The sequence below is a fragment of the Microcoleus sp. N9_B4 genome (assembly GCF_036701635.1).
Lineage (GTDB): Bacteria > Cyanobacteriota > Cyanobacteriia > Cyanobacteriales > Microcoleaceae > Microcoleus.
Map to the genome: position 1 here is coordinate 57,207 of NZ_JAUBRC010000007.1, position 16,916 is coordinate 74,122.

The 16,916-nt window shown below is 46.6% G+C and carries 15 protein-coding genes; 3 read left to right on the plus strand and 12 right to left on the minus strand.

Features of this window, described 5'->3' with window-relative positions; translation table 11 throughout:
• The first annotated feature begins 360 nt into the window (after window positions 1–360).
• Both QUA43_RS06630 and QUA43_RS06635 read left to right on the plus strand, forming a co-directional pair.
• A complete protein-coding gene (locus tag QUA43_RS06630) occupies window positions 361–777 on the plus strand; it encodes a hypothetical protein (RefSeq protein ID WP_333372117.1) in 417 nt (138 codons plus the stop codon).
• Window positions 778–974: 197 nt separating this feature from the next.
• Window positions 975–2,090: a hypothetical protein gene (locus QUA43_RS06635; protein ID WP_333372119.1), complete on the plus strand. Its 1,116-nt coding sequence runs from the start codon at window positions 975–977 to the stop codon at window positions 2,088–2,090.
• A gap of 385 nt (window positions 2,091–2,475) precedes the next feature.
• Here QUA43_RS06635 and QUA43_RS30800 read toward each other — a convergent pair whose 3' ends face one another.
• The 4 genes from QUA43_RS30800 to QUA43_RS06650 form a co-directional block, all read right to left on the minus strand.
• A complete protein-coding gene (locus QUA43_RS30800; RefSeq protein WP_445301949.1) occupies window positions 2,476–2,595 on the minus strand; it encodes a zinc-ribbon domain-containing protein in 120 nt (39 codons plus the stop codon).
• 12 nt (window positions 2,596–2,607) lie between these two features.
• Window positions 2,608–4,002: a serine/threonine-protein kinase gene (locus QUA43_RS06640; RefSeq protein ID WP_333372121.1), complete on the minus strand. Its 1,395-nt coding sequence runs from the start codon at window positions 4,000–4,002 to the stop codon at window positions 2,608–2,610.
• Between the two features lie 195 nt (window positions 4,003–4,197).
• The gene (gene ilvB, locus QUA43_RS06645) at window positions 4,198–6,033 is read right to left on the minus strand and encodes a biosynthetic-type acetolactate synthase large subunit (RefSeq protein ID WP_333372123.1); all 1,836 of its coding nucleotides are present in this window, start codon (window positions 6,031–6,033) and stop codon (window positions 4,198–4,200) included.
• 583 nt (window positions 6,034–6,616) lie between these two features.
• Window positions 6,617–7,906: an MFS transporter gene (locus tag QUA43_RS06650; RefSeq protein WP_333372125.1), complete on the minus strand. Its 1,290-nt coding sequence runs from the start codon at window positions 7,904–7,906 to the stop codon at window positions 6,617–6,619.
• 351 nt (window positions 7,907–8,257) lie between these two features.
• Here QUA43_RS06650 and QUA43_RS06655 point away from each other — a divergent pair, with 351 nt between their 5' ends.
• Window positions 8,258–8,596: a P-II family nitrogen regulator gene (locus tag QUA43_RS06655; protein WP_006633346.1), complete on the plus strand. Its 339-nt coding sequence runs from the start codon at window positions 8,258–8,260 to the stop codon at window positions 8,594–8,596.
• Window positions 8,597–8,705: 109 nt separating this feature from the next.
• Here the strand turns inward: QUA43_RS06655 and rdgB are convergent, their stop codons facing one another.
• The 8 genes from rdgB to QUA43_RS06695 form a co-directional block, all read right to left on the minus strand.
• Window positions 8,706–9,296, minus strand: a complete 591-nt coding sequence (rdgB, locus tag QUA43_RS06660) for an RdgB/HAM1 family non-canonical purine NTP pyrophosphatase (RefSeq protein WP_333372127.1) — start codon at window positions 9,294–9,296, stop codon at window positions 8,706–8,708.
• 15 nt (window positions 9,297–9,311) lie between these two features.
• Window positions 9,312–9,932, minus strand: a complete 621-nt coding sequence (locus QUA43_RS06665) for a hypothetical protein (RefSeq protein ID WP_333372129.1) — start codon at window positions 9,930–9,932, stop codon at window positions 9,312–9,314.
• Window positions 9,933–10,188: 256 nt separating this feature from the next.
• Entirely contained in the window at window positions 10,189–11,613 is a 1,425-nt protein-coding gene (locus QUA43_RS06670) for a phosphoglucomutase/phosphomannomutase family protein (RefSeq protein ID WP_333372131.1), read from the minus strand.
• Between the two features lie 191 nt (window positions 11,614–11,804).
• Complete coding sequence (gene folE / locus QUA43_RS06675) at window positions 11,805–12,539, minus strand: GTP cyclohydrolase I FolE (RefSeq protein ID WP_333372133.1); 735 nt, start codon at window positions 12,537–12,539, stop codon at window positions 11,805–11,807.
• Between the two features lie 103 nt (window positions 12,540–12,642).
• On the minus strand, window positions 12,643–13,368 hold the full coding sequence (locus tag QUA43_RS06680) for an SDR family oxidoreductase (RefSeq protein ID WP_333372135.1): 726 nt from the start codon (window positions 13,366–13,368) through the stop codon (window positions 12,643–12,645).
• A 241-nt stretch (window positions 13,369–13,609) separates the two neighbouring features.
• Entirely contained in the window at window positions 13,610–14,590 is a 981-nt protein-coding gene (gene accA, locus QUA43_RS06685) for an acetyl-CoA carboxylase carboxyl transferase subunit alpha (protein ID WP_333372137.1), read from the minus strand.
• Window positions 14,591–15,007: 417 nt separating this feature from the next.
• On the minus strand, window positions 15,008–16,033 hold the full coding sequence (locus QUA43_RS06690) for a long-chain acyl-[acyl-carrier-protein] reductase (RefSeq protein ID WP_333372265.1): 1,026 nt from the start codon (window positions 16,031–16,033) through the stop codon (window positions 15,008–15,010).
• A 152-nt stretch (window positions 16,034–16,185) separates the two neighbouring features.
• Window positions 16,186–16,878, minus strand: a complete 693-nt coding sequence (locus tag QUA43_RS06695; protein WP_333254180.1) for an aldehyde oxygenase (deformylating) — start codon at window positions 16,876–16,878, stop codon at window positions 16,186–16,188.
• Between the last annotated feature and the right edge of the window lie 38 nt (window positions 16,879–16,916).

A 16,916-nucleotide genomic window follows, 5' to 3' on the forward strand; every position in this document is an offset into this window, starting at 1 on the left:
AGTAAACCACAAAGTTTATTTGCATCTTATGGTTGTTTCATTCCTGAGCTTCTTCGGCGACAATCTCAGGATTTATCTGCTCTTTGGCTTATTATTTAAATAATGGATAATTGTCTAAGGTGCGATCGCTAAGTCTGAGAAGTTTTAGGTATTCTACAGATTCCATCGTAAACTCTATTGGCGTTGCTGATTTAGAGTAGGAAAAGCTAATTGATCAGTTTGAGTTACAGGTACAGGTTCGTTGGAGTTAGCTCAAGCTCTAGCTTGAGCAACTTAAATCTAAAGTTTAATTAAATGTTAGCAACTAAACTTGCCAATTCAATTAGACTAACTCTGTTAGTAACGTATCGGAGCAGTTAAATGTCCCCTTGGGTAAAAGATCCAAATTCAGGCGGAGTTAAAATCCCTCCAGCCGTTCAACAACAGGTAAAGCAGCGTGTTCTCGATTATGCTGCAGCTAACTACGCTGGCAAGTATACTCGCCTAGAGATCCGCTTTCGCAGTCAGTTTTGTTACATTGATGCCTATACAGAACCTGATTGCCCTCCAGATTTTCCATCCAAAGACTTTCCCGTATCTCGCGAGGAATATTTAGAACGAATGCGAAATAGCCCCATTCACCTGTGTCGGCTGCGCTACTTTGGCGATGCAGAATCTTGGAGTCTGGGGTTTTACACCTACAGCAATGAAAAATATGAGCTTTGTATGTTCAAGAATGGCAGTTTCTACGGTACTCCTGAACAAGCTTTTGCCATTTCTGCCATGTATTTGCAGTAACCCAAAATGACCAAGAATTTCTTGATGGTACCCGCCACGTGATTTATCCGTGGAATCAATCCAAAATCTAAAATCGAAAATCCTCAAGCCCACGAATTTATCCGTGGGGTCAATCCAAAATCTAAAATCTAAAATCTAAAATCGAATGACCCTCTCCGGTCTAAAAACTGTGAGTTTCCCACTTACCATATATTTTTATGAGCGAATATCAATACTACGAGTTTCAAACCATCGACAGACCCTTGACTAAAGCTGAACAAGAAGCAGTCAGCCTACTCTCTAGTCGCGTACAACTAAGTTCTACTAAAGCGATATTTACTTATAGCTATGGAGATTTTCGCGGCGACCCAAAAGACCTATTAATCCAATACTTCGATGCCATGTTTTACATGGCTAATTGGGGAACATTACAACTAATGTTTCGTTTTCCCAAAGGTCTGATTGATGTTGAACGGATGCAGAAATATTGCATTGAAGATCTGATTGCTGTTTCTGAAATTAATAATTTTGTCATTTTAGAAATTTCTAGGGAGGAAGAAGAAGGTTTTGGGTGGATAGAGGGAGAAGGAAATCTATCCTCTTTGATAGGTTTGCGGCAGGAAATTTTGCAGGGAGATTATCGTTTACTTTATCTGGCTTGGCTGAAAGCGATTAGCGCTCTTGATATTGATGAACTCAATGAAGAAGAGTTAGAGCCACCTGTTCCTCCTGGATTGGGTAAATTATCTTCATCGTTAGAGGCTTTTATAGATGCTTTTGAATTGGATGAGCATCTGCTAAAGGTGGCAACAACTGCGAGTGCGGCTAAACCTTCTATTTCAGAAAATAGCCTAAAAGCAGCTATCACAAAACTCGATCGTTCTGAAAGCGATACCTTTTTACTGCGGTTAGCCAAAGGAGAATCTAATCTGTCCTTTGAATTGGGTAAAAGATTATCACAAATGATGGAAGGTATGGAAGATGTCAGTATAGGAGAACGAACAATTAGACAGCTTTTAGAAAGCGCTGAACAGGAACAAAAAAAGAGCGATCGCAAAAAAGAACAGGCAACTGAAGCTTTACGAGTCAGAGAATTGGAAGCTTTGGCTCTGCGAGAAACGGCTGCTTGGGAAGATGTAGAGGCTCTTATTCAAAAAGGAACTTCTAAATCTTACGATGAAGTAGTGCCGTTACTTTTAAAACTCCGAGACTTAGCGGATTATCAAAACCAACAAGCTAATTTTTCAACACGGCTGAAACAACTGCATGAGCAATATAGTAGTCGCTCTGGATTAAAAAGACGTTTACTTGAGGCGAATTTACAATCGACTTGAAAGCGAAAGCTGATTCAATTGTATTGACAGTTTGCGGTCTAAGGATGTGCTCGCAGATTTATTCAGGTGACGATCGCACTCAACGACTACGATCGCCAACGTATTGAGTTTAGCGTGAAGCAACACTGCCAAAGACAAAATATTGGGCGTTGCTTAATCAGGGTATGAAAAAAATCAGTTAAAAATCCAGAAGCTTTGTGGATCGTAGTTTCTATGACTTGCATATTTAGCCTTTCATACCGTAAATGAGTAACGCCGAACAGCAGAGCCGGGTAAGGACATGGCATTGCCTTTCATCGCGTCAACTTAACCCAAAAAAACGCTTAACCCGAAAGCTTGGCAGGGGTTTAAACCCCTGCCAGATAAGGCATTGCCGTGTCTCTACTTAAACTTTTGTCCCGCACTCAGGACAAAAGTTATTCGTCGAAACATTCTTCGCGCCGCAACTCGGACAATAAACCAACTCCGCAGAGTGCAACTTGCTACGATCGGGCAAACCAACCAAGGGCTGAAATCGCTATAGATTACAGCTTACAGCTCTCGATGCGAGAGAAGAACCATAACGCCACTTGACACCCAAACCCCGGAACCCACCCCACCACCCACACAGTTGCCTAGGGAGGTGGCCCACAGGTGCTTGTTTATTATAGGTTAGGTCCTTTGTGTCCAACCAACGACCTCCTTTTCGCCAACCGACACGATCGCCTAGCTTCTTTTCAGTATCCCAATCAACTTTGCCGCCCACTTCCAACCAAATTTTTTTCTGGACGCTAAAACCAAAGCGACCCTGACTATATTTTACCCACAACTGGTCGATGGTGCGTAAATCATCGCAAGGAAAATTATCAATTGAGTCCGTATCAAAATAATCTTCCTTCTCCCGTCTCGCAGCTTTCAGCATTACCTTTATTGTTTCCTGATCCGCCTCTTTCCACTTTCCTGCTGCCAATAAATCCTGCAGACGAGTATACTCAATACCCCGCGCTGATTTAAGCGAGTCTGGTTGCGGAGGAGGTACTTGAGGTGATGGTTGAGGTGATTGAGAAGCAAGATCCTGCAACACTTCAGTAGCAGATTGATAACGTTTCTTAATAGCAGGTTGTATCATTTTATCTAAAATCTGACCCAGTTCCGAAGTGACAGATGTTTTTAAGTGTTCTCGCCACACCCACTCAAACTCGCTATCATCGAATAAATCAATCGGTTCAACCTCAGTTAACAGACACAGACAAGTGACACCCAGACTATAAATATCACTCGCATGAATAGCTTTGCCGTTGGCTTGTTCTGGTGCCGTATATCCAGCCGTCCCGATCCTCGTTCCCGTTACCGCTAGAGCCGTTTGTGTCGCATATTTCGCGGCTCCAAAGTCAACTAAAACCAGTTGCCCATCTTGCCGAAGAATAATATTTTCTGGCTTGATATCTCGGTGAATAACTTGGCGAGAGTGAATGAACTCGAATACTGGCAGTAAATTATTAAGCAAATTGCGAATCTGTGTTTCGCTAAAATATCCCTTAGATTCTAGTGCTTCGGCTAAATTTTCACCGTCGATGAATTCTTGGACTAAATACTGCCGTCCATCTTGACTAAAATATGCTAATAATTCGGGAATTTGAGAATGTTTACCCAACTGTTCTAGGCGTACTGCTTCAAGCTCAAATAACTCAGTAGCTTTCTGGATACTAGAAGTGCCTTGAAATTGGGGGTAAAATTGTTTAATAACGCAGGGAGGTTTTGAGGGTTTATACTCGTCAATAGCTAGAAACGTGCGCCCAAATCCCCCTTGTCCAATAATTTTTTGGGCTCCGTAGCGATCGCCCAATAGCAGTTTATTCCCACATTTTTGACAGAATTTTGTATAGCCAGACGGGTTTTGGAATAGGCAATCAGGGTTTAAACACTGGCTCATAAAATATGCTTAGAGATTACAGATTAAAGCTCTCGATGCGATGCCAGCGGACATGGTTTTAAATGTGAAACAACAAAGCCGGGTAAGGACATGGCATTGTCTTTCATCGTGTCAACTTAACCCAAAAAAACGCTTAACCCGAAAGCTTGGCAGGGGTTTAAACCCCTGCCAGATAAGGCATTGCCGTGTCTCTACTTAAACTTTTGTCCCGCACTCAGGACAAAAGTTATTCGTCGAAACATTCTTCGCGCCGCAACTCGGACAATAAACCAACTCCGCAGAGTGCAACTTGCTACGATCGGGCAAACCAACCATTTGAGCGTTGCTCTTACCTGGAACTACCATCGGATAGCAGTTTTCGTCCCTCGTCACCTTCACGTTCATCAGCACCGGGCCGTCGTGAGCGAGCATTTGACCGATCGCATCTTTGAGTTCTTCCGGCCCTGAAACCAGCATCCCTTTCACTCCGTAAGCTTCGGCCAGCATCACAAAATCCGGCATCCCTACAGTCATATTCGACGACGAATAACGCTCCCCGTAGAACGCCTGCTGCCACTGCCGCACCATTCCTTGCCAGCCGTTATTTACAATCACAATCTTGACATTGATGCCGTATTGTGATAATGTTCCCAACTCTTGAATATTCATTTGGATGCTAGCATCGCCAGCAATACAAATCACTTGCTCGTGCGGCAGAGCCATTTTCGCGCCCATCGCCGCCGGCAACCCAAAACCCATTGTTCCCAAACCAGCGCTCGAAATCCAGCGGCGCGGCCCGTTGTTCAAGAATTGAGCCGACCACATTTGATGTTGACCGACATCCGTTGTGTAGTAAGCATCCGGCGCTTGAGTAGCCAACTGAGAAATCACCTCTTGCGGAGACAAAATGTCTGGGTAATGAGGCACAACTAACGGATAATCCTGTTTCCACTGATCGATCCTGTGCAGCCATTCCGCAGTCTGTCCGGCCTTCCCCGAAACTCCAGTCTCCCGACAGCGGCGCAGCAAATCGAGCAAAACTTGGCGGACATCTCCGACAATCGGCACGTCAGGGCCGCGATTTTTGCCTACTTCCGCCGGGTCGATATCGATGTGAATCACCTTCGCGCGCGCGGCAAACTCGTCTAATTTGCCCGTCACGCGATCGTCGAACCGCGCCCCTACAGCAATCAGCAAATCGCACTCAGTAACGGCAAAATTAGCGTAAGCAGTGCCGTGCATCCCCAGCATTTTCACAGACAAAGGATGGTTTTCGTCAAAGGCACCTTTGCCCATCAGCGTTGTCGTGACCGGCAATTGGAAAAGTTCGGCCAGTTCCTTAACTTCCTCGTGGGCCGCCGCTGCGATCGCCCCGCCCCCCACATAAAGCAAAGGACGCTTCGCTTCCTTCAGCAAATGAATCGCTTGATTAATTTGCCGGGGATTTCCCTTCACCGTCGGCCGATAGCCCGGAATTCTCACTGCTCCGGGTTCCACGGGCAGATAGTCAAATTCTTCTAAACCCACATCCTTGGGTACGTCAACCAAAACAGGCCCCGGCCGCCCTGTACTCGCGATGTGGAAAGCTTCTGCCACAATTCGCGCCATATCTCTCGGGTCGCGCACTACATAGGAATGCTTGACAATTGGCAGGGTAATCCCGTAAATATCAGTTTCCTGAAACGCATCAGTGCCGATCGCCGGACGGGGAACCTGACCGGTAATAATTACCATCGGGATCGAATCCATGTGGGCCGTCGCAATCCCCGTTACCAAATTAGTTGCGCCGGGGCCCGAAGTAGCAAAACAAACCCCAACTTGTCCGGTAGCGCGGGCGTATCCGTCAGCCGCGTGAGCAGCACCTTGCTCGTGGCGCACCAAAATGTGTTTGATAGCGCCAGTTTCTTCTGCGCGGTAGAGTTCGTCGTAAAGCGGCAGAATTGCGCCGCCGGGATAACCAAAAATATGCTTGACGCCGTGGCGGATCAAGCTGTCAATCAGAGCAAATCCACCAGTTGCACGCCTGATGGTCACTTTAGTTTTTAGTTGCACAATTTCCTTCCTTAAACTAATTATGATTTTTAATGAAAGCTTTTATACTACTTTAATCTCAATTAATGAAACTCTGAAAATTTAAGTGGTGAGATTTTACAAAAAGTTTCGCGATCGCAGAGGGTTCGCCCGATCGAGACATTGTGGAACAGCAGAGGAAGAAAAGAAACAGAGGAAATCGCGGCTTCTATGCCGGTTTACCGCTATATGACGCTTGTATAGCATTCGCGATTCGGTATTCGACAAGAAAAACAATCGTTTCAGCAATTAAGAACGTCCTAATCATCAGGGCGGTTGCTATGTTATGGATCGATCGCGAAAAGAAAGCCCTCTTCCCTCTTACCATTGGTGTCAACAATCGCCTAAAACCCTTGATAAATCTTGTTGAGACGCGAGTCTCGATCCCCCTCCCATTCCCGTTAAGAAGGGAAACTAAAGAGAATGCTCCGGTTCCCTCCGACTCTCAGGGGCTCTGGACAATCATCGTCAAACAGTCGATCGGTACTACATTTCACCTTAAGTTGACACCAATCCCTTCTTCCTTCTTCCTTCTTCCTTCTTCCTTCTTCCTTCTTGCCAAAGTTTACAGAACATCCTGCAAGACTTTGCGAGTATGTTTCCAAGCTCCCATGCCCATCACCGAGACCAAAAAGCCCAAACTCAGCAACACGATCCGCAAGCCGAGGTCATCCGAGCCGACTGCTTTGCTGACAGCATCAGTCAGCGGGCCAGTAATCGCTAAAGGCAGGCTCAGAGCAATATTAATCGCATTGTTTTCCAATCCAAAGACTTTGCCCCGCATAGATTCTGGAGTTTTTTCTTGAATCAGAGCCTGCATCGGCCCGTTAATTAAGGAAGCACCAAAACCGAACAGAGCGCTCAATCCGAATCCCACCCATAACTGTCGAGTAAAGGCAAACATTGCTAATACAAAACCCATCATCAAGAAACCGATTAAAGGCAGAGGTTTGTGGTGCATTCGATGACCCCAGTGTCCCAAAAAGGCTGCGCCGAAGACCATTCCGACTCCTGCTGCAGCCAGCAAAAAGCCAAATTGAGTTTCTTTGAGACCTATTTTGCCTGAAAGCGCGATCGCCAGCACCTGAAGCGCCGCAAACACGGAATACAAAATTGTCAACTGCACCATCGCGTTGCTGACAAGATGATTGTGTTTCAAATAGCGCAAACCTTCTTTGAGATCTTGCCAAGGATGGACGTTTTTGCCACCGCTGCCGCCATGACTTTCTTTGATCCGCATGGTATAGATCAAACCTGCAGATATCAGGTACAACCCGCCCAGCAAAAACTCTTGAGAAGCTGCCCCGAAGCTGTGTTTTACCCAACTAAACAGCGGTTCGCCGATCGTCATCCCGACAATAATCCCGCCCATGGTGGACGAGGCGAACAGAGCATTTGCTGACATCAGTCCCTCTCGCCCCACGGCCAGGGGGATGGCGGCCGCTTCTGCGGGAGCAAAAAATTGCGTTACGGTAGAGACCAAAAACGTAATTGCCAGCAAAACCACAAAAGCTTTGGGCAAAAACGGCAAAGCTACAATCAACCCGGCTCGAATCACGTTGCAGGCAATCAGCATTTGCTTTTTGGAAAAGCGGTCTACCACGATACCGGCTGCGGAACCAAATACGATCGCCGGCACCGTGTAGGCGATCATCACCGCTGACAGCATAGAATTGTCCGCCGGATTCTGTCCAGGTGTGTAACCGCCGGTTTTCAGCAGAATAATCAGCAATACGTAAAAGATTTTATCCGCCACTTGGGCTAATAACTGGCCCGTCCACAAGGCGAGGAAGGGGCGATTTCTCAGTAGGGCATCAAGCCCGCTGCGGTCAGGGGGAGGGCTGGCTGGGTGCATAAGAATAGTTTAACTGACCGCTTCTGGCAATTATAGTTTTCAGCAATACGTACAAATCTCACATGACAAAGCGGAAACTCGGAAAACTCCTGTCTCCTGCATTCTTTTTCTGTTTTAGCAGATCGGCGGGGGAAGGCTGCTGCTGTCTTCTTAACTCTACCGCGATCGGCCGGAGCCGAGAACCCGCGCCCGGAAAATCCGAGAATGTTGTTAAAGGTTGGCCTGCATTTCATCGCGAGTACAAGATAGGGTAATATACTTGACAAAATACTTGCTGTTGGCAGTGATATTAAAAGATGTCACGCCGATTAAGTAATATAACGAAGGTACTAACTGTTAGGAGTGAAAAACTTGAAAAAGGTTGAAGCTATTATTCGCCCCTTTAAACTAGACGAAGTGAAAATCGCACTCGTCAATGCTGGTATTGTGGGGATGACTGTTTCTGAAGTTAGAGGTTTTGGCCGTCAGAAGGGCATGACAGAACGCTATCGCGGTTCTGAGTACACCGTTGAGTTCTTGCAAAAGCTCAAGGTCGAGATCGTTGTGGAAAACGATCAGGTTGACATGGTGGTTGATAAAATTATCGCGGCTTCCCGCACGGGCGAGATTGGCGACGGCAAGATTTTCATCTCTCCTGTAGAACAAATTATTCGGATTCGGACTGGAGAAAAGAACTTGGAGGCTATCTAAGATACTGGGGCATTGGGCATTGGGCATTGGGCATTGGGCATTGGGCATTGGGCATGGATAATTGGTACTAATCACCAATAACCAATAACTAATGACTAATGACTAATGACTAATGACTAATGACTAATGACCCCATTTGTGGTACTAGAGCGTGGAAGGCTCGGCCGCGGTGAGAGTGCGATCGCTTGATATCTGGTGTCATTTCTGCAAAAGTCTGTTGCTGTGCGGGTACGTAGAAAATGGGGTCATATCCGAAACCTCCCGTACCGCGAGGAGTGTGCAGGATTTCGCCTCGGCAAATTCCTTCTACTTGCAAGGCAATTGTACCGTCGGGACGGGCGATCGCGATCACGCCAACAAATTGTGCTTGTCGGTTCTGTTCGTTGCCTAATTCTTTGAGAAGTCGAGATATCCTGTCAGCATCGGTTTTCCCGTAGCGCCCCGAGTAAATCCCAGGTCTGCCGTCGAGTGCATCTACCATTAAACCAGAATCATCGGCGATCGACCATTTGCCCGTGGCTTTTGCGACTTCAGACGCCTTCAAGCAAGCATTAGCAATAAAAGTTTCGCCTGTTTCCTCGATTTCCAACTCTTCCGGTTTGAGTTCCAATTCCCATCCCAAATCCTGAAGATAAACTTGCATTTCCTTGAGTTTACCCGGATTGCCCGTAGCTACAACTAGCAATTTGCGATCGGTCATTATTTCTCTTAAAACTTACGGCTCCATATTAACAAAAGATTGGGGAAATGGTTGCAACAAAATTCCCAAAATCTTATCAACATCTTGAATATAGTATTCAATCGGATCGATATAAACAGTAGTTTCCTCCAAAATCAAGAATTTCCAGTTAGTACCCGTCGTCACCGCGCCGTAAATGCGATCGACCTCAGTGTCTTGGTTTTGATTGAAACATTGGGCCGCTACCATTGCGGCTACGCATTGACCCAAACCGCCAATGATATCTTCCTTTTTTGCCTCAAAAATTGTTATAACCGGAGCACTGATGAACAATTGTTCTGAAGATCCGCTAATAATATAATCGCAAAATCCTTGCAAACCTCTTTCTGGATCGACAGTAAAATCCTTACCGGAAAAAAGAGAAACTCGTTTGTTTAACAATCGCCGAACTTCTGCTAATATCGGGGCAATCAAAAATTCTGACCGAGCTTTTTGTGTGGAAATAAAAGTGGCTAGCGGTACATAATCAATCAGGATTGTTGTTAAAATTTCCGATGGTGAAACTGGTTTTGTCTCGGCAAATAAGTTGCGACTTTCATCTAAGGTTAATCCAAAATCTTTTTTGACTCTCGCAAGACTGAAATCGCTGTATGCCATTTGCTTTTATCCTAAAATTTATCTGATATAGCAATAGTATTTCATGGTGAGTAAGATTTTTTAACGAACCGCGAAGGCGCGAAGGACGCGAAGGAAGAGAAGAGAAGAGAAATAGTTCACAATTAATGGATAATTGCTAGAAAAATATTTTTTTAGGGTTTTTTAACCGCAGAGGACGCAGAGGACACGGAGAAAGAGAGATTTGATATCAAGTCATCCGCGTTTATCTGCGTTTATCTGCGGTTGAAAACTCCGATTAATTATGCGCCCAAGCTTTCGCCCAGTTTAAGTTTTGCATAACTTCTTTCAATGTCGCCGCTTCTGAATACAGCCGCAACACGGGTTCGGTTCCGCTAAATCTAATTAACAGCCAACTTCCGTCGGCTAAACGGAATTTATATCCGTCAACTTTGTTGCAATCTACAACTGCTTTGCCGGCGATTTCTGTTAAGGGTTGATTTTGCAGCAGCGACAGCAAACGCGACCTTTCTTCCATGTTTGCTAGGTGCAAGTCGATTCTGTCATAAGCTGAAGTAAAGCTTGTTTCTTGTTGCAGTCGGCTGTAAATTTCGCTTAAGTCTTCGCCGGATTTGACAACTGCTTCTAACAAGTACAGCGCTGACAGCAAAGCATCTCGTTCGGGAATGTGTGTACCGTAGCCAATTCCTCCCGATTCTTCGCCGCCGACTAAGACTTGGGTGGTTAACATTCGATCGGCTATATACTTGTAACCGATCGGCGTTTCAAATAAAGGCAAGTTGTACAGCTTGGCAATTTTGGGAATTATGTCTGAACCGCTGACTGTTTTGATGACTTCCCCGCTCAACCCGCGCCGTTTTGCTAAATGTTCGATTAATATGGGAACTAGGATTTGTGAACTGAGAAAGTTGCCGCTAGAGTCAACGGCTGCAATTCGATCGCTATCTCCGTCAAATACAAATCCGATCGACAAACCAGAACTTTTTCGCTGGTGAGTTCGCATCACGCGGAATAACTGCGACAGGTAGCGCGGCAAAGGTTCGGGTGCACCGCCTCCAAACAGCGGATCTCGATCGCTGTTGACTTCATGTACTGTTTCTTCTAAAATTTGAGCTAATCCTCCGGCGGCGGCACCGTGCATTACATCTACAAATACTGTAATTTTGCCGCTGGCGATCGCTTCTTTAATCGCCTCAATATCTACCATTTCCCGCAAGGTTTTGCAGTAAGCCGGCCAAGGATTGAAATTCTCCAATTTGCCGGGAGTTGCTGAAAGTGCGGCCGGATTTTCGAGTTTTTCTTCTATATGTTGAGTAACTTCGGGCGAAACTGAACCGCCAAATCCGCCCTTGACTTTTAACCCTAAATATGCACCGGGATTGTGGCTGGCTGTCAGGACGATCGCACCCAAAGCATTTAATTGTTTGGCAGCTAAACTGAAAGCTGGAGTGGGGGCGTAGGATTCGCTAAGTAGCACGTCAAATCCTGCGTTTTGGATGGCAATAGCCGCTGTTTTGGCAAATTCTTCAGCCAGAAATCGGCGGTCGTGACCGACAATTACGGTACCGCTGCTGCCATCGCTACCACCAGTTTGTGCGAGAACTTGTGCCGCTAGGGGAGCGACTAACGCTACGCGATCGAATGTAAAATCGTCAGCAATGATGCCGCGCCAGCCATCTGTACCGAATTTAATAGGATTCATTTAGTCACAAGTCATGAGTCACCCGTCTATTTTATGGGTTTATCAGTCGATCGTCATCTGATTTTAGATTTTTGATTTTAGATTGCGACTGCGGATGAATCTGGGGGCTAATGACCAAATTGCTCGATCGCTAGCCACCAGGAAAAAAGTGATGGGCTAATGACTAATGACTAATGACTAATGACTAATGACTAAAAGAATGCCGGTTGGTGGCGGATCAAATTCAGGAATTCTTCGCGAGTTTTCTGTTCCTCTTGGAACACGCCCAACATTGCACTCGTAACTGTCCAAGAACCGGGTTTTTGCACACCCCGCATCGTCATGCACATATGGCTGGCTTCCATTACTACAGCTACTCCCTGCGGTTCCAATATTGTCTCAACTGCTTCGGCAATTTGGCGCGTCAAACGTTCTTGCACCTGCAATCGGCGGCTGTACATCTCGGCAATTCGGGCTAATTTGCTCAGTCCCACTACTTTTTGGTTGGGAATGTAAGCGATGTGAACTCGGCCCATAAACGGCAGCATATGGTGTTCGCACATACTGAATACGCTGATGTCTCGCACCAGTACCATTTCGTTGTGACCTTCGTCAAAGATAGCGCCGTTAAGAAGTTCTTCGAGGGATTGACTGTAGCCGCTGGTGAGAAACCGCATTGCTTCTGCTACCCGCTTCGGGGTTTTGAGCAATCCTTCCCGTTCAGGATCTTCTCCTACTCCCAGCAGCATTGTCCGAACGGCGGCCATCATTTCTTCTTGGCCTACTTCTGAGGGTACGGGTATGTGGGATTCTTGACCGTGCGAGGAATTGCGATCGGGTCTAGTTGGGATGCGCGGGGTGTTGTTGTCTGCGGTTTCTGAAAGTTTCATGCTGTCAGTCGAGATTGAGTTCGATCCATTGGAACTGGTGTTTGATGAAATTGTCATAAGAAGTTGGTGTGAGGGTGAATCGATTTTGGATTGGGGGATATAGCTAGAGATTCAAAGATTGTTGAATTCGAGAAAAATCCAGCAGTCTAAAATCTCAAGTTCACAAAACTCCTGCGTTGGACATGAGGGTGATTTCTTCAATTACTGCACTTGCTGGCAACTGAACTGCGTGCAGAATTGATTGGGCGACGATTTCTGGGGTTAACATGGCGGTGCGATCGAAGTCGGCGTCCACGGTGTCTGTGTCCCACATGGGAGTATTGACAGAACCCGGACAGATTGCTGTTACGCGAATTCCGTGAGCCCGTTCTTCGGCGGCTAAGGTTTTAGATAATGCCATGAGACCGAATTTACTGACGCAGTAGGCTCCCCAGTTGGGGAAGGTTTGGCTGCCGGCGATCGAGGAAACGTTGATGATGATTCCCGATCCGCGATCGCGCATGGAGGGCAAAACTCCTAGAATGCACTGCCAAACGCTAGTCAGATTGAGGTCTAGAACGTTCTGCCAGTCGGCTAGGGACGTATCTGTCAAAGAGCCTGTGTAGCCCATACCAGCGCTGTTGACCAGGATATCTACGGCACCCAATTGAGCTGCGATCGCGCTGATGCTGCTTTGCACTTGCTCAATTTTTGCCAAGTCTAAGGGATAAGCTTCTGCTTTCACTCCGACTTCTCGGGCTGCTGCGGCAACGGCTTCTAAGTTTTCCGACTCTCGGCTAACTAAGGCCAGATTTATGCCTTCGGCGGCGAACGCTAGAGCCGTCGCTTTGCCAATACCGCTGCTGGCTCCGGTAATCAGAGCCTGCTTTGTTGTTGGATGGTTCATTCAGTGTCCTAATACTTTCGCTCGGCCACTCCCTACAGCGTTGCAGCCTTCTTCGGCAAATTAGACAACTGTCTGCTGCAGGTGATAACAGTTAATTATGAGATGAACATTAAGAACTGTTAAGCCGTGTCACCTGAGAAATTATAACACTGCTGACTGATTCGCAGAATAGTGAGCTGTGAGTTAGGAGTTTAAAGTAAGAGATTTTTAACTCATAACTCACAGCTCTGAATCGATCGGCTCAAGCAGAAATTTCAGTGAATACACCGATGTGGCGAAACTTTTGATACCGGAGCTCGCGTCGCTGCTGAGCCGTAAGCTGTGTGAGTTCTGCTAAGTTTTCCAACAAAGCTTGTTTGAGTATGGACGCAGCTTTGAGGGGATTTGAGTGAGCGCCGCCGATCGGCTCTGGTACTATTTGATCGAGAATGCCGAGGTTTTTCAAATCCCAGGAAGTGATTTTCAGGGCTTCTGCGGCCAAGTTAGCTTTGCCAGAGTCTTTCCAGAGAATGGCCGCACAAGCTTCGGGAGTGGCGACGGTGTAGACGGAATGTTCCAGCATCAACAGCCGCTCGCCGACACCGATACCCAAGGCGCCGCCGGAACCGCCTTCGCCGATGACGGTGCAAATAATGGGAACGTCGAGGCGAAACATTTCTCGGAGGTTACAGGCGATCGCCTCTCCCTGTCCGAGCTGTTCTGCTTCTAAGCCCGCCCAAGCCCCCGGAGTGTCGATAAAGGTGAAAATTGGCATTCCGAAGCGATCGGCGTGTTCCATCAACCGCAGGGCTTTGCGGTAGCCGCCGGGAGCAGCCATGCCGAAGTTGCGGGCGATATTGTCTTTAGTGTCGCGCCCTTTTTGATGGCCGATGATGACTGTGGGACGCCCGTCTATGCGGGCAATTCCGCCGACGAGGGCCGGGTCGTCTCCGCCGCGCCGATCGCCGTGAAGCTCGATCCACTCGTCGCTAATTGCCTGAATGTAATCGAGGGTGCTGGGGCGGCGCGGGTGACGGGCGAGTTGCAGCCGCTGCATGGGGGACAAGCTGCTGAAGATTTCTTGTCGCAGTTGGGCTGAGCGAGCTTCGAGTTTGCGAATTTCGTCGGTGACATCGACGCTGTTTTCTTCGGCGAGTTCGCGAATCTGGTGAATTCGGTTTTCGAGTTCGGCCAGGGGCTTTTCAAAATCTAAGAGTAAGGGTTTACGGTCTGGGTTTGGCACGCTGATAATTTATATAAGGTTTTGTCAGGTTTTGTCGATCGACTATTTCCAGATCCTACCCTGTCAGGGGATGCTGTTCGGCATTTAAAAGACGATAGTATGGTGCGTCAGTACAGAAGTGTTTCCCGCATAAGCGCGTAAGTGTTCACTCCTGACGCACCCTACAAGCCTCGTTAGTGGTTTAAATGCTCCACAGCTTATGCTGTAAAATAGGAGAAATTTGGAAGTTTTGAATTATAAATTATGCTTTGCTTCATACCGCGCTGGCAAACCAGGAGCTGGAGCTTCCTTTCAATTTTAAATATAATAGGTTAATCCGCATCCCTTCCGTCTGAATTCCCCCAACAGTCAACAGCCAACAGCCAACAGCCAACAATCAACTGTCAACTGTCAACTGTCAACTGTCAACTGTCAACATCAAACTGACATTAATAAAGGTCTGAAACCGTGCTTGACAGAAATATGACCGATTTGCTCCATCTTTTCCACAGTAATTTGATTCCGTCCCCAAGAGAAATTGGTATACATTTTTTCAAATTCCAGCAGCATTGATTCAGCAAAACAGGCAAACAACTGTCGGCCCGGCACATCCATATTGACAATCTTCATAATTTTCCACTCAATATCGAGGGAATGCTCCACAATGCCACCATTGAGTACGTAAATTTCTGGATGCTGAACCTGAGTTGCCAAATTTTTCGGATAGCCACCGTCAATCAATAAACAGGGTTGCTTCAATGTCTTAGGGTTAATTTCTACTCCCTTGGGCATACTGGCTACCCACACTACAATATCCGCTTGGGGGAGGGCTTCTTCCAAGTCCATAATTTTGCCTCGGCCCAATTCCGATTGCAAATCTTGCAATCGTTCTTTGTCGCGGGCAATGAGCAACAATTCTGCTACATTTGTTTTAACATTGAGCCAGCGACACACAGCACTGCCAATATCGCCAGTAGCACCACAAACGGCTACCGTGGCTTTTGAAAGTTCAATCCCCAATTTAGGGGCTGCTTCTTCTACTTGGCGGCAGAGGATGTAAGCCGTGTGAGTGTTACCAGTGGTGAAGCGTTCAAACTCCAACTTGAGATTGCGAATTTGCTTAATTTGCTGCAAGTTGAAAGTCTCAAAAATGATCGAAGAAAAGCCGCCTAAAGCAGTGATGTTAATCCCGTTTTTTTGAGCGTGTGCCATCGCATTAAGGATTTTGCGAGTGGCTGCTTTAATCCGGCGAGTGGCTAGCATTTCTGGCAGAAAACAGGACTCGACATAGCGACCTTCTATTTTTTGTCCAGTGATGCTTGTTACCGTGATCTGATCAACTATTTGGGGCGGTGCGCTGCACCAAAAATCGAGACCTTGATCGGCATATTCTGGATAGCCCAGCTCGTTAGCTACTGATTGGGCGTGTTCTAAGCTGGTTAAGTGACCGATTAGACCAAACATTAAGTTGTCAAATGAAGGAAGATTGAAGATTGAAGATGGGAAGATGGGAAGATGGGAAGATGGGAAGATTAAAAATGTATATTTTAAAATGAGGTATCCCATTTTTAATTTTTAATTTTTAATTTTTTTCCCATTCCTTATTTCCGAATTAACTAGGCTGCGAGGCCTTGTGCTGACATCCGCATGATGTCGCGGTTGTTAAAGCCTATGTTGCCTAGAGCTTCGCCGTAGGCAATCATAAAGTCTTCGATTAAAGCGTCTTTTTCCATTCCCAAAACGCGGGCATCGTCTGCAACAGCGTTTAGCAGTTTCCAGATGATGGGCAGGTTTTGGCGGTTGGCAGCTTCGAGTTCGGCTTTGGATTCCTCAAAGTGAGCTTGCAGCCAGACTTCCCCAAAGTTGAGGTGGCTGTATTCTTCTTTGACGACGCCTTCGGTGATTTTGCGAGCAAAGTCATCGGCGACGGGGATGTAGATGTTGTAAGCTGCGATCGCAAAACACTCGATAATTAGCGATTGAATCAACAAGCAAGTTACAATCTGACCTTGGGCCGCGGCCGTCTGGAAGTTTTTGTGCAATTCCGAAAAGAACTGCTTGGCAAATGCCATGTCCGGCGTGACTTTAAGATTCCGGCCACAAGCTTGGAAGCCCTTCATGTGGCGGTTCTCCATCTTGGACAAGCCAACTAACTCTGCTTTTTTGTCAGCTAACAGTTCAGCCAGTGTCAGGTAATTATCGTGAGCTTCTTGTTCGCCTTCAATCACAATGGCGTTGATGCGGCTGTAAGCATCTTTGTAAGTTTCGGTTTGAAAGTCAATTGTTGGGCTGGCCTCAAGCTGGGGCATAGATATGTAGTCTCCTTATATAAGCTTGCGGGATGTTT